10 protein-coding genes are annotated in these 12684 nt (G+C 70.4%); 3 read left to right on the top strand and 7 right to left on the bottom strand.

Annotated elements, in window-relative coordinates; genetic code table 11:
• Window positions 1–36 precede the first annotated feature (36 nt).
• The 5 genes from dxs to dut form a co-directional block, all read right to left on the bottom strand.
• The gene (dxs, locus tag NQ165_RS02320) at window positions 37–2016 is read right to left on the bottom strand and encodes a 1-deoxy-D-xylulose-5-phosphate synthase (protein ID WP_257530905.1); all 1980 of its coding nucleotides are present in this window, start codon (window positions 2014–2016) and stop codon (window positions 37–39) included.
• A gap of 107 nt (window positions 2017–2123) precedes the next feature.
• On the bottom strand, window positions 2124–4991 hold the full coding sequence (locus NQ165_RS02315; RefSeq protein ID WP_257530903.1) for an aconitate hydratase: 2868 nt from the start codon (window positions 4989–4991) through the stop codon (window positions 2124–2126).
• Between the two features lie 138 nt (window positions 4992–5129).
• Window positions 5130–5879, bottom strand: a complete 750-nt coding sequence (locus tag NQ165_RS02310; RefSeq protein WP_257530901.1) for a DUF3159 domain-containing protein — start codon at window positions 5877–5879, stop codon at window positions 5130–5132.
• A complete protein-coding gene (locus NQ165_RS02305; protein WP_257530899.1) occupies window positions 5876–6478 on the bottom strand; it encodes a DUF3710 domain-containing protein in 603 nt (200 codons plus the stop codon). Before NQ165_RS02305 ends, NQ165_RS02310 begins: the two co-directional genes overlap by 4 nt.
• Window positions 6475–6927 carry a dUTP diphosphatase gene (gene dut, locus NQ165_RS02300; RefSeq protein WP_257530897.1) on the bottom strand — a complete coding sequence of 151 codons (453 nt, stop codon included), beginning with the start codon at window positions 6925–6927 and terminating at the stop codon, window positions 6475–6477. Before dut ends, NQ165_RS02305 begins: the two co-directional genes overlap by 4 nt.
• A gap of 12 nt (window positions 6928–6939) precedes the next feature.
• Between dut and NQ165_RS02295 the strand changes: the two genes are divergently transcribed.
• Window positions 6940–7416 (top strand): DUF3093 domain-containing protein, encoded by a 477-nt coding sequence (locus NQ165_RS02295; RefSeq protein WP_257530895.1) that lies wholly within the window; start codon window positions 6940–6942, stop codon window positions 7414–7416.
• A gap of 9 nt (window positions 7417–7425) precedes the next feature.
• On the opposite strand, the gene NQ165_RS02290 is transcribed toward NQ165_RS02295, so the two are convergent.
• Window positions 7426–7719 carry a DUF4193 domain-containing protein gene (locus NQ165_RS02290; RefSeq protein ID WP_257530894.1) on the bottom strand — a complete coding sequence of 98 codons (294 nt, stop codon included), beginning with the start codon at window positions 7717–7719 and terminating at the stop codon, window positions 7426–7428.
• Window positions 7720–7940: 221 nt separating this feature from the next.
• Between NQ165_RS02290 and sepH the strand changes: the two genes are divergently transcribed.
• Window positions 7941–8981, top strand: coding sequence for a septation protein SepH (gene sepH, locus NQ165_RS02285; RefSeq protein WP_257530891.1), 1041 nt, complete (start codon window positions 7941–7943; stop codon window positions 8979–8981).
• Here the strand turns inward: sepH and NQ165_RS02280 are convergent.
• Complete coding sequence (locus NQ165_RS02280) at window positions 8978–10108, bottom strand: alkaline phosphatase family protein (RefSeq protein WP_257530889.1); 1131 nt, start codon at window positions 10106–10108, stop codon at window positions 8978–8980. The two genes, sepH and NQ165_RS02280, sit on opposite strands and share 4 nt — an antisense overlap.
• Before the next feature lie 70 nt (window positions 10109–10178).
• Here NQ165_RS02280 and NQ165_RS02275 point away from each other — a divergent pair, with 70 nt between their 5' ends.
• Window positions 10179–12647 carry a DNA topoisomerase (ATP-hydrolyzing) subunit A gene (locus tag NQ165_RS02275; protein ID WP_257530887.1) on the top strand — a complete coding sequence of 823 codons (2469 nt, stop codon included), beginning with the start codon at window positions 10179–10181 and terminating at the stop codon, window positions 12645–12647.
• The last annotated feature ends 37 nt before the right edge of the window (window positions 12648–12684 follow it).

The raw sequence follows: 12684 nt of genomic DNA, 5'->3' as shown, positions 1-12684 counted from the left end.
GCCCGCCGGAGCGCGCGGAGTCATGCGGCGGACCGCTCAGCCGCGGTCGTCGGCCCCCGGGGGCACTCGGTCGTGCGCCGCGGCGGCCTCCGCCGACCAGGCGGTACCCGACTCGGCGTGCGGGCGCGCCACCGGCACCCGGATGCCGAGCACCTGCGACACGACGTCCTGCGCGATCTTCGCCGCGCTCAGTCCGGCGTCGGCGAGGATCTGCTCCCTGCTGGCGTGGTCGATGAACTCGTCCGGCAGGCCGAGCTCATCCACGGCGGTGTCCACGCCCGCCTCACGCAGCACCTGCCGCACGCGCGTGCCGATGCCGCCGACACGGATGCCGTCTTCGAGCGTGATCACAAGACGGTGGGCGGCGGCGAGGCTCACGACCGAGGGCTGCACGGGCACGACCCAGCGCGGGTCGATGACCGTGGCGCCGATGCCCTGCGCGCGCAGCCGCACGGCGACGTCCATCGCCAAGTGCGCCATGGGCCCGATGCCCACCAGCAGCACGTCCTCGGCGCCGTCGCGGGCGAGCACGTCCACGCCGTCCTCGAGGCGCTCGATGGCGGGGAGATCCGCCCCGACGGATCCCTTGGGGAAGCGCACGACGGTCGGTGCGTCCTCGACGGCGATGGCCTCGCGGAACTCCTCGCGCAGCCGCTCGGCGTCGCGCGGCACGGCTATGCGGATGTGCGGCACCAGCTGCAGCATCGCCAGGTCCCAGACGCCGTGATGGCTCGGGCCGTCCGGCCCCGTCACGCCGGCACGGTCGAGCACGAACGTCACCCCCGCCTTGTGCAGGGCGACATCCATCAGCACCTGGTCGAAGGCGCGGTTCATGAAGGTGGCGTAGAGGGCGACCACCGGATGCAGGCCGCCGTACGCGAGACCGGCGGCCGAGGCCACCGCGTGCTGCTCGGCGATGCCCACGTCGTAGACCCGATCCGGGAACCGTTGCGCGAAGGGCAGCAGCCCGGTGGGGCGCAGCATCGCAGCGGTCATCGCGATGATGTCCTCGCGCCGCTCCCCTGCGGCCACGAGCTCCTCGGAGAACACGTCGGTCCAGGAGCCGGATCCGGCGCCGCCGATCGCCTCGCCGGTGATCGGGTCGATGCGGCCGACCGCGTGGAACTGGTCCGCCTCGTCGCTGCGCGCAGGGGCGTAGCCGCGGCCCTTCTCCGTGATGGCGTGCACGATCACCGGTGCGCCGTACGACTTCGCCAGCTCCAGCGTCTCCAGCAGCGACTCCATGTCGTGCCCGTCGACGGGACCGAGGTACTTGATGTCGAGATTGGAGTACAGCGCGACGTTGTTGACGAAGCGCGACAGGAAGCCATGGGTTCCACCGCGGACGCCGCGATAGAACGCGCGGGCGGCGGGACCGAGGCGGCGGGACAGCGATGCCGAGCCGCGGTGCAGCGTGCGGTAGGTCTCGGCGGTGCGCACGCGGTTGAGGTAACGCGCCATGCCGCCGATCGTCGGGGCGTAGGAGCGCCCGTTGTCGTTGACGATGATGACCAGGTTGCGGTCGTTGTCGTCGGTGATGTTGTTGAGCGCCTCCCACGTCATGCCACCGGTGAGGGCGCCGTCGCCGACGACCGCGACCACGTGCCGGTCGTGCCGGCCGGTGCGGGTCAGCGCCCGGGAGATGCCGTCGGCCCAGCTCAAAGAGCTGGATGCGTGGGAGGACTCCACGACATCGTGCGGGCTCTCGCTGCGCTGCGGGTAGCCGGCCAGGCCGCCACGGGAGCGCAGCATCGAGAAGTCCTTGCGCCCCGTGAGCAGCTTGTGCACGTAGGACTGGTGGCCGGTGTCGAAGATGATCGGGTCGTCCGGCGAGCGGAACACGCGGTGGATGGCGAGGGTGAGCTCGACCACCCCGAGGTTGGGACCCAGATGACCGCCGGTGCGTGAGACGTTGTCGATGAGGAACTGGCGGATCTCCCCGGCCAGCTCGTCGAGTTCGGCGGGGGTGAGGCGGTCCAGATCGCGCGGGCCGTCCACCGAATCAAGCAACGACATCGGTCCTCTTCCTGTCTTCGGACGGGGTGCCCACTCTACCCGCGCCTGCCGGGAGAGGGATGGGAACAGGCCCGGAGCCGTGGGGCTCCGGGCCTGTTCCCGGTCAGTCAGACCAGGCTGCGCAGCACGTACTGCAGGATGCCGCCGTTGCGGTAGTAGTCCGCCTCACCGGGGGTGTCGATGCGCACGATCGCGTCGAACTCGATCGTCTGCTTGCCCTCGGGCGAGAACTCGCTCGGCTCGGCGACGACGCGCACCGTCTTGGGCGTGACGCCCTCGTTGAGCTTCTCCAGGCCGGTGATCGAGATGATCTCGGTCCCGTCCAGCCCCAGCGACTTCCAGCTCTCGCCGGCCGGGAACTGCAGCGGCACGACGCCCATGCCGATCAGGTTCGAGCGGTGGATGCGCTCGAAGCTCTCGGTGATGACGGCCTTGACGCCCAGCAGGCTCGTGCCCTTGGCCGCCCAGTCCCGCGACGATCCCGAGCCGTACTCCTTGCCGCCGAAGACGACGAGCGGGGTCTGCTGCGCCTGGTAGTTCATGCACGCGTCGAAGATGTAGGACTGCGGACCACCGGGCTGGGTGAAGTCGCGGGTGTACCCGCCCTCGACCACCTTGCCGTCGTTGACGGCGGCGACCAGCTCGTTCTTCAGGCGGATGTTCGCGAACGTGCCGCGGATCATGACCTCGTGGTTCCCGCGGCGCGAGCCGTAGGAGTTGAAGTCCTTCTGCGCCACGCCGTGATCGGCGAGGTACTGCGCCGCGGGCGTGCCCACCTTGATGTTGCCCGCAGGGCTGATGTGGTCGGTCGTGACCGAGTCTCCCAGCGCCGCCATGACGCGGGCTCCGGTGATGTCCGCGACCGGCGTCAGCTCCATCGACATGCCGTCGAAGTAGGGCGCCTTGCGCACGTAGGTCGACTCCTCGTCCCACTCGAAGATGGGGCCGGTCGGCGTGGGCAGGGTCTGCCAGCGCTCGTCGCCGTCGAAGACGGTCGCGTACTGCTTGATGAACTGCTCGCGCGAGATCGAGGAGTCGATGATCTCCTGCACCTCGTCGGTGGCGGGCCAGATGTCCTTGAGGAACACGTCGTTGCCGTCGCTGTCCTTACCGAGCGGGTCGGTCTCGAAGTCGAAGTTCATCGAGCCGGCCAGCGCGTACGCGACCACCAGGGGCGGCGAGGCGAGGTAGTTCATCTTCACGTCGGGGCTGATGCGGCCCTCGAAGTTGCGGTTGCCCGAGAGCACCGCGGTCACCGCGAGGTCGTTGTCGTTGACCGCCTGCGAGACCTCGTCGATGAGCGGGCCCGAGTTGCCGATGCAGATCGTGCAGCCGTAGCCGACGGTGTAGAAGCCGAGGCCCTCGAGGTCCTTGTCCAGACCCGACTTCTCGTAGTAGTCCGTCACGACCTTCGAGCCCGGGCCGAGCGTGGTCTTGACCCAGGGCTTCTGCTTGAGACCCTTCTCACGCGCCTTGCGGGCGAGAAGGCCGGCCGCGATCATGACGGACGGGTTCGACGTGTTGGTGCACGACGTGATGGCCGCGAGCGTCACCGCACCGTTGTCCAGCAGGTACGGCGAACCCTCCGGGGGCGTCACCTTGACCGGGTTGGATGCCGGGTGGGTGGAGCCGCTGAAGAGCAGGGCGGACTCGGCGTGCTGGTCCTCGTGCTGGTGCGAGACACCGCCGACGGACACGGTCTCGTGCTCGACGCCGGGCGCGGTGCCGGGGTCGGAGGCCGGGAACGTGCCCTCGACCTCGACGGCGTCCTCGACGGTCGTGTCGGTGTAGTTGAGGATGTCCTTCTGGAACTGGTTCTTCGCCTCGGACAGCAGGATGCGGTCCTGCGGGCGCTTGGGCCCGGCGATGGAGGGGACCACGGTGGACAGGTCGAGCTCCATGTACTCGCTGAAGCTCGGCTCGCGGTCGGCGTCGTGCCACAGCGACTGCTCCTTGGCGTACGCCTCGACCAGTGCCACGGTCTCCTCCGGGCGGCCTGTCAGGCGCAGGTAGTCCAGCGTGACGTCGTCGATCGGGAAGATCGCGGCGGTCGAGCCGAACTCGGGGCTCATGTTGCCGATGGTGGCGCGGTTGGCCAGCGGAACCGATGCGACGCCGGCGCCGTAGAACTCCACGAACTTGCCGACCACCCCGTGCTTGCGCAGCATGTCGGTGATCGTGAGCACCACGTCGGTGGCGGTCACGCCGGCGGGGATCTCCCCGGTGAGCTTGAAGCCGACCACCCGCGGGATCAGCATCGACACGGGCTGGCCGAGCATCGCGGCCTCGGCCTCGATGCCGCCGACGCCCCAGCCGAGCACGCCCAGGCCGTTGACCATCGTGGTGTGCGAGTCGGTGCCCACACAGGTGTCGGGGTAAGCGCGCAGCACGCCGTCGACCTCGCGGTCGTAGACGACCTTGGCGAGGTGCTCGATGTTGACCTGGTGCACGATGCCGGTTCCCGGCGGGACGACCTTGAAGTCGTTGAACGCGGTCTGTCCCCAGCGCAGGAACTGGTAGCGCTCGCCGTTGCGCTCGTACTCGATCTCGACGTTGCGCTCGAGCGCGTTCGGGGTGCCGAACAGGTCGGCGATGACGGAGTGGTCGATGACCATCTCAGCAGGCGACAGCGGGTTGATCTTGTTCGGGTCGCCGCCGAGCGCCGTGACGGCCTCACGCATGGTCGCGAGGTCGACGATGCAGGGCACACCGGTGAAGTCCTGCATGACCACACGGGCCGGCGTGAACTGGATCTCGGTGTCGGGCTGGGCGTCGGGGTCCCAGGAGCCGAGAGCCTGGATCTGCTCCTTGGTGACGTTCGCGCCGTCCTCGGTGCGCAGCAGGTTCTCGAGCAGCACCTTGAGGCTGAACGGGAGCTTTTCGTACCCCGGCACCGTCTCGATGCGGAAGATCTCATAGTCGGTGCTGCCGACTGTCAGGGTGCTCTTGGCACCGAAGCTGTCAACACTGGACACGCGTGTCTCCTTCGTCGGCCGCGGGAGGGGGCGTGATCACGCCCGTGCTCCATCTTCCCCCGGGGCGGAGGGCCGGGCTAGTGAGGCCCACCTAACTCTGCCGGGGTGCGAATTTATCTTGATATCAAGATAAATGTATCACTCCGGTGGGCGGCGGTAGAGAGCGCGCGCGGCGAGCCACGTCACCGCCACGAGTGGCGCGAACAGCGGCAGCCCCATGACGAGCTTGAGCGTGCCGAGGGTGGCGACATCGCCGGCGAGGTAGAGCGGGAACTGCACGGCGAGCCGCGCGTAGAAGAGCATCGCCCACGCGATCGCGAGCCAGAAGAACACGCGCCGTTTGCGGGGATCCCGCCGCCAGGCGGCGCCCTCCCCCATCAGGTACCCGGCGGCGAGGCCGATGAGCGACCAGCCGATGAGCGCGGAGACGAGCAGGGCGGTGCCGTACGCGGCGTTGGTGATGAAGCCCGGGATGAAGTTGTCCTCGCCGCGGCCGGTCAGCAGGGCAAGGCCGGCGGCGACCGCGGTCGCGATGAGCCCGCCGATGGCTGCTGATGGCGGGGTGCGCTGCACCAGCCGCACCACCGTGAACACCAGGGCGAGGCCGACGGAGAGGCCCAGACTCAGCGGCAGATTCGCTTCGCCCGTGGCCCGGTCGATGGTGAGGGTGTAGGCGACGACGAAGACCAGACCGGGCAGCACCGATTCCAGCACGCCACGCCAGCCGCCCATGGCGCGCCATACGACGTGGCCCGTGGGTCGGTCATCGGTCGGGTCCAGCCCCGCGCGACGCGCAGCCCCGCTGAGCGCCTGCCCGAGGACGTCGCTCGCGCGCGGCTCCGGAGGCTCGAGCGCGTCGTCGCGCGGATCGTCGGCCGGGGTCGTCACGCGCTGCCCGGCGTCGCCGGCATCTTCAGCGGAATCAGGTCGCGCGGGGGCATCGGTGTTCCGCCGCGCACGACGACGAGAGAGCGGAAGAGGTCCTCCACCCGCGCTGCCGCCTCGGTGTCCGAGGTCGCGGCGCCGCCGATCACGCCGCGCAGGAACCAACGCGGCCCGTCGACCCCGACGAAACGCGCCAGGCGCATGCCCGTCGCGCCGTCGGCCCCGGCGACCACCGGCACCTCGGCGAGCAGTTCCGGCCCGAGGGGACCCTCGCGCTCCTCGACCCGGCCACCCTGCTGACGCACCTGCTGACGGATCTGCTCGCGGGTCTCGTCCCACAGACCGCTCGAGCGCGGTGCCGCGAAGGGCTGCACCTGCAACGTGGAGTCGGCGTAGTCGAGTCCGACCGCGACGATGCGCTTGGTCTGCTCCTCGACCTCGAGCCGGAGGTTCAGGCCCTCGCGAGGCAGCACCTTGATACCGCCCAGGTCGATGTAAGGGCGGACGGGATTGGCCTCGGACTCGTCGAACGGCCCCATCTGCGCCCGGTCCTCCGGTCCCGCCTTGCGCGGCGGCTGCTCCTGCGGCGACTGATCGGTCATGCGTGGGTTCCTGTCTTGTGGTAGCCCGTGGAGCCGAAGCCGCCGTCCCCGCGGACGCTGTCGGGCAGCTCCGCGACGGGGATGAACCGCACCGGCGGCACCGGCATGACGATGAGCTGCGCGATGCGGTCGCCCACGGCGACGTCGTACGCCTCGCCGGCATCCGTGTTCAGCAGCGCGACCTTGATCTCGCCGCGGTAGCCCGCGTCGACGGTTCCGGGCGCATTGACGATCGTGATGCCGTGCTTGGCCGCCAGGCCGCTGCGCGGCACGACGAACGCCGCGTAGCCGTCGGGCAGCGCGATGCGCACACCGGTGCCGACGAGGGCACGGGCTCCGGGCTCGAGACGCACCGCCTCGGCGGCGACCAGGTCGGCGCCCGCGTCACCCGGGTGCGCGAACGCCGGCACCACGGATGCAACAATGGGGACGTCCACGGAATCGGTCACCCCACGAGGCTAATGCAGAAGACAGCGGCCGGCACACGCCCGGCATACGCATACCGCGAGCGGCTCACCCCCTCACTCTGGGCGCTGGTCAGCGCCGCGGTGGTGGGGCCGATGGCGGCGCTGGTGCTCACCGCCTTCAACCCGACCGTCGGCCTGATCGTCGGCGGCATCCTGGCGGTGGCGGTTGTCGCGCTCATGCTCGCGCTGTCCCCCGTGATCGAGGTGCGCGACGGCTGGCTGTACGCCGGCAAGGCGAAGATCGAGCTGCAGTTCCTCGGCGATCCCGACGTCTTCGTCGGCGAAGACGCACGCCGCGCGCGGGGGCCGGAACTGGATCCGCGTTCGTGGATGCTCGTGCGGCCCGGAATAGACGGCCTCGTGCGCGTGCCCGTCGACGATCCTCGCGATCCCGTCCCCTGCTGGGTCCTGTCAAGCAGAACGCCCGACCGCCTCAGCGCGATCATCCGCGCTGCGCGGCCGGGCGTCTGAGCGGCGTCGTTACGCCGAGCACTCCACGCAGACGGCGCCTGCGGCCGTCTCGTGATCGATCTGCGACCGGTGCTTCACCAGGAAGCAGTTCGCACAGGTGAACTCATCCTCCTGCGGCGGGAGCACGACGACGTCGAGCTCCAGGTCGGACAGATCGGCGCCCGGCAGCTCGAACCCCGACGGGTTGTCGGAGTCCTCGACGTCGACAGCGCCGGAGAGCTTGTCGGGAACACGCTCCTTGAGCGCTTCAATCGACTCGCTGTCATCCTCGGTCTTGCGCGGTGCGTCGTAATCGGTGGCCATTCTCGAGCGTCTCTACTTCCAGTTCATGCGGGCGTGATCGCCCATCGGGCGGCGACAGTTTGCATCACGGGATCCCTTTTCGCAAATGCCCCCAGGACATCCGCAGGTCTGCTCCCATCGCGATGCGTGAAACTCGCGGCGCGCCCTGGGTATTCCCGGGTGTGGGGGTCGTGCTGTGACAGCATGGGCGGCACCACGGCAGATTCGGAGGGGTGTTTCGCATGGAACAGCTCAAGGTGATCGGCACCGAAGACGGCACGCTCGTCCTCGCAACCGAGACGGGCGAGCGTTTCGCCCTTCCCGTCGACGACGTGCTGCGCGCGGAACTGCGCAAGGCTCGCCGAGACCGCGACGGTGAACGCCGCGCGCCCAAGGCCAGCCCGCGCGAGATCCAGTCGCACATCCGCTCGGGCATGTCCGCCGCCGAGGTGGCGGAACTGCTGGGCGCACGGCTCGAGGACGTGCAGCGCTACGAAGGCCCGGTGCTCGCCGAGCGCGAGCACATCGTCGGCCAGGCACTGGCGGTCCCGGTGCTCGTGGGCAGTGAGCTCGAGCCCGACGCGCAGCCGACCTTTGGAGCCGCAGTGCGCGCGAAGCTCGCCGAGGCCGGTGCCGCGGGCGAGCGTTGGACGAGCTGGCGCGAGCAGACGGGCTGGATCGTCAAGCTCGAGTTCACCGCGAACGACGTCGACCACGACGCCCGCTGGACCTTCGACCCCCGACGCAGCACGCTCGCCCCGCAGAACAGCGATGCGACGCAGCTGTCACGCCAGGGCGCGCTGCCGGAGGGGCTCATCCCGAGGCTGCGTGCACTGGACCACCCGATGGGCAAGGACGACTCCCGCTTCGACAGCGGCGCGTTCGGTCCGCGACGCCCTGCCGAGCCCGAGGCAGAGTTCGAGGTGCCGGACGTGCGCACCCCGACGGCCCCGGCTGTGCAGTCCGCGGCGATCAAGCGCGCGCCCGACGCGCCGGTAACGACGTCATCCGAGACAGCCGACCTGCTCGAGGCGCTGCGCCGCCGTCGCGGTCAGCGCGAGCCGCTCCCCGGCGCGACGCAGCCCGAGCCGTCGTCGACCTCGCCGTCGCCCATCGCCCTCTTCGACAACGCCGAGCCGTCCCGCCAGGCGCCCGCACAGGAAACCGTGGACGAGCACCCCGCTTCCGGCCCGGCATCCGAGGGGACACGCCGCCGCGGCGGACGGCCGTCGATGCCGTCGTGGGACGAGATCGTCTTCGGCGCCCGCACCGAAGAGTCCTAGGCGGCGTACGCGCCCAACCGGATGAGCGGCACGATCCGCTCCTCCGCGGTGAGCGAGCCGTGCTGCCCGACCATGCGCTGCGATCCTTTGTCCGCCACCCGGTCGTCGTAGTACGCCACGCCTGCGCGCGCCGCCACGAGGACGTCGCCGATGCGCGGGAGCACCTCGGAGTCTGTCGGTCCGAACAGGCCCGCCTGCACGGCGTCATCGCGCCCCATCACCCAGGAGCGTCCGCTCTCGGCCGCCTGCCAGGCCGCCAGCACGGCGTCGGCCCGGCCGGGTTCCGCGTACAGGTGCAGCATCCGCGGCTCGCCGGCGATGACGCGCACATCGTCGACCAGTCCGTCGCCCTCCTGCAGCAGCAGGTGACGGTGCCGGGGGACGTCGACCATGCCGTGGTCCGCGGTGACGAGCACGCCGGTCCCCGATGCCGCCCGCCGCGTCAGCAGCCGGGCCGCGGCATCCACCCGTTCGAGCCCCGCGGACCACTCGTCCGACTCCCAGCCGTGACGGTGTCCGAGCGAGTCGAGCTCGGGCGCGTAGAGGTAGACCAGCGCGCCGGGGTGATCGGCGGCAAGCTCTGCCGCGCGTTCGACACGTTCGTCGAGATCGTCGGCGCCCACGAAGCGGCCGCCGCGGAGAATGGCCTCGGTGAATCCGGTCGCGGCGTACTCGGAGCGCGTCACCACGAAGCACGGCCGGCCGGCGCGGTGCTCCCGCTCGAGGAGCGGCTCGGACCGCTGCCAGGTGAGCGGGTCGAGGCCGTGGGTCTCCCACCCCTTCAGCTGATTCGGCGCCTCGTCGGTGCCGGGGATGCGCAGCCGATACCCGACGATGCCGTGGGTGCCGGGACTCCGACCGGTCAGCAGGCTCGTCAGCGCCGCGGCCGTCGTACTCGGGAACACGGTGTGCGCGATGTCGCGCTTGGCCATCGCGCCGGCAAGGTACCGGGCGTGACCTGCGCGGGCGGCGAGGTTGGCCCGGCCGAGGCCGTCGATGACGAACACGATCGCGCTCGACGCCGGCGGCAGCCAGTCGTCTGCGCCGTCCAGCGAGGCCAGCATGTGGGGCACGACACCGGTGAGGCTTCGGGCGCTCGGCGGGTCCGCGGGTAGGCTGAGAGGCATCGCGGCCAGTCTCCCACACGGGATGCGCGGCCACTTCTCCCGCCCGTCACCCGAGGACGCATCTCCGTACATGGCTGCATCGCGCAAAGACCCCGCCCCCGCCGCCGCCCTCGTCGAACGCATCGAGGATGTGGACGTCTCCACCGAGATGCAGGGCTCGTTCCTGGAGTACGCCTACTCGGTGATCTACTCCCGCGCCCTGCCCGACGCCCGCGACGGCCTGAAGCCCGTGCAGCGACGCATCCTCTACCAGATGGCCGAGATGGGCCTGCGCCCCGACCGCGGCCACGTCAAGAGCGCCCGCGTCGTCGGCGAAGTCATGGGAAAGCTGCACCCGCACGGCGACACCGCGATCTACGACGCCCTCGTCCGCCTCGCACAGCCCTTCGCGCTGCGCGTTCCGCTCGTCGACGGCCACGGCAACTTTGGCTCCCTCGACGACGGACCGGCCGCCGCCCGATACACCGAAGCCCGCCTCGCGCCGGCCGCCCTCGCCCTCACCGAGAGCCTCGACGAGGACGTCGTCGACTTCATCCCCAACTACGACGGCCAGTTCCAGCAGCCCGAGGTGCTCGCTGCGGCGTTCCCCAACCTGCTCGTCAACGGCACCACCGGCATCGCCGTCGGCATGGCCACGAACATGGCCCCCCATAACCTCATCGAGGTGGTGGGCGCCGCCGTGCATCTGCTGGACAACCCCGATGCCACGCTCGAGGAGCTCATGGAGTTCGTGCCGGGGCCGGACCTGCCCGGCGGCGGCGTCATCGTCGGGCTCGACGGGGTGAAGGATGCCTACGCCACCGGCCGCGGCACGTTCCGCACGCGGGCCAAGGTGTCGATCGAATCGCTCGGTCCCCGCCGCACCGGCCTCGTCGTCACCGAGCTGCCATACATGGTCGGTCCGGAGCGCGTGATCGAGAAGATCAAGGACGCCGTCACCGCCAAGAAGCTCACCGGCATCGCCGACGTCGCCGACTTCACCGACCGCAATCACGGCCTGCGGCTGGTCATCGGCATCAAGACCGGCTTCGACCCGCAGGCGGTGCTGGCCCAGCTCTACCGACTCACGCCGCTGGAGGATTCCTTCGGCATCAACAACGTCGCCCTCGTCGACGGTCAGCCACAGACCCTCGGCCTGCGCGAGCTGCTGCAGGTGTACCTGCAGCACCGCATCCGCGTCGTCACCCGCCGCAGCCGCTACCGTCTGGCCCGGCGCCAGGAGCGCCTCCACCTCGTGGAGGGACTGCTGATCGCGATCCTCGACATCGACGAGGTCATCCAGGTCATCCGCGCGTCCGACGACAGCGACCAGGCTCGCACCCGCCTCATGGATGTGTTCGACCTCTCGCAGGCGCAGGCCGAGTACATCCTCGAGCTGCGACTGCGCCGCCTGACGAAGTTCTCCCGCGTCGAGCTCGAAGCCGAGCGCGACCAGCTGAAGACCGAGATCGCCCACCTCGAGGAGCTGCTGGCCAGCGACGTGCTGCTGCGCGCGCAGGTCGCCCGCGAACTCGACGCCGCGGCCGAGACGTACGGCACGCCGCGTCGCACGCTGCTGCTCAACGGCGGTCCGCCCGTGTCGGCGCGCTCGCGCGCGGCCGCCCCGGCCGACCTGCAGATCGCGGATTCGCCGTGTCGGGTGTTCCTCACGGCCACCGGCCGCATGGTGCGCGCCGACCTCACCGAGGACGCCCCCAACCGAGGCATCGTTCCTCCGGCACGACGCAGCAAGCACGATGCGATCCGTTCGAGCGTGGACACCACCACGCGCGGCGATCTCGGGGCCGTCACCAGCACCGGTCGTCTCGTGCGCTTCTCCCCCGTCGACCTGCCTTCGGTCCCGGGCAACTCCGTGCAGCCGGCGGCCGGCACGCGCGCCGACCAGTATCTGGGCCTTGCCGGCGGCGAGCACGTCGTCGCACTGGTTCCGCTGACCGATCAGCCTCCGGTGGCGCTCGGCACCGCGCAGGGCATCGTCAAGCGCGTGTCTCCAAGCGAGATCGGCACGAAGCACGACGTCGAGATCATTGCGCTGAAACCCGGCGACCGCGTCGTCGGAGCCGCACCCGCGCCCGACGACGCGACCCTGGTGTTCGTCACAACCGACGCGCAACTGTTGCGCTTCGACGCGGCCGCCGTGCGTCCGCAGGGGCGGACGGCCGGCGGCATGGCCGGCATCCGTCTCGCTGACAAGCAGCAGGTGGTCTACTTCGGGGCCGTCGCCGCGGGCAGCGAAGACGAGGCCGTCGTCATCACGATCGCCGACACGTCGCAGACCCTCACCGGCACGGATGCCGGCAGCGGCAAAGTGACCGCCTTCAGCGAGTACCCCGCGAAGGGTCGCGCGACCGGCGGTGTGCGCGCGCAGCGCTTCTTGAAGGGCGAGGACACTCTCTCGCTCGCATGGGTCGGTGTCGAGCCGCGCGCGGTCGGACCCGACGGCGCCGTCCGCGCGCTTCCCGACCCCGGCGCCAAGCGAGACGCGTCAGGTCAGCCGTTGGCCGACGTCGTGGGCGCAGTGGGCACCGTCGTCGCCTAACTTCTCCCGGTTCGTTGCGAGACCCCGCGGTGCGTTG

The sequence above is a fragment of the Microbacterium sp. zg.Y1084 genome, from assembly GCF_024623595.1.
GTDB classification, from domain to species: domain Bacteria; phylum Actinomycetota; class Actinomycetes; order Actinomycetales; family Microbacteriaceae; genus Microbacterium; species Microbacterium wangruii.
This window is presented reverse-complemented; position numbering and strand designations above follow the sequence as displayed.

Excerpts from the sequence above, each read along its gene's own strand:
- dxs (WP_257530905.1), bottom strand. The coding sequence starts at position 2,016 with ATGTCGTTGCTTGATTCGGTGGACGGCCCGCGCGATCTGGACCGCCTC.
- NQ165_RS02305 (WP_257530899.1), bottom strand. The coding sequence starts at position 6,478 with ATGACCGATCAGTCGCCGCAGGAGCAGCCGCCGCGCAAGGCGGGACCG.
- NQ165_RS02295 (WP_257530895.1), top strand. The coding sequence starts at position 6,940 with ATGCAGAAGACAGCGGCCGGCACACGCCCGGCATACGCATACCGCGAG.
- NQ165_RS02290 (WP_257530894.1), bottom strand. The coding sequence starts at position 7,719 with ATGGCCACCGATTACGACGCACCGCGCAAGACCGAGGATGACAGCGAG.
- sepH (WP_257530891.1), top strand. The coding sequence starts at position 7,941 with ATGGAACAGCTCAAGGTGATCGGCACCGAAGACGGCACGCTCGTCCTC.
- NQ165_RS02280 (WP_257530889.1), bottom strand. The coding sequence starts at position 10,108 with ATGCCTCTCAGCCTACCCGCGGACCCGCCGAGCGCCCGAAGCCTCACC.
- NQ165_RS02275 (WP_257530887.1), top strand. The coding sequence starts at position 10,179 with ATGGCTGCATCGCGCAAAGACCCCGCCCCCGCCGCCGCCCTCGTCGAA.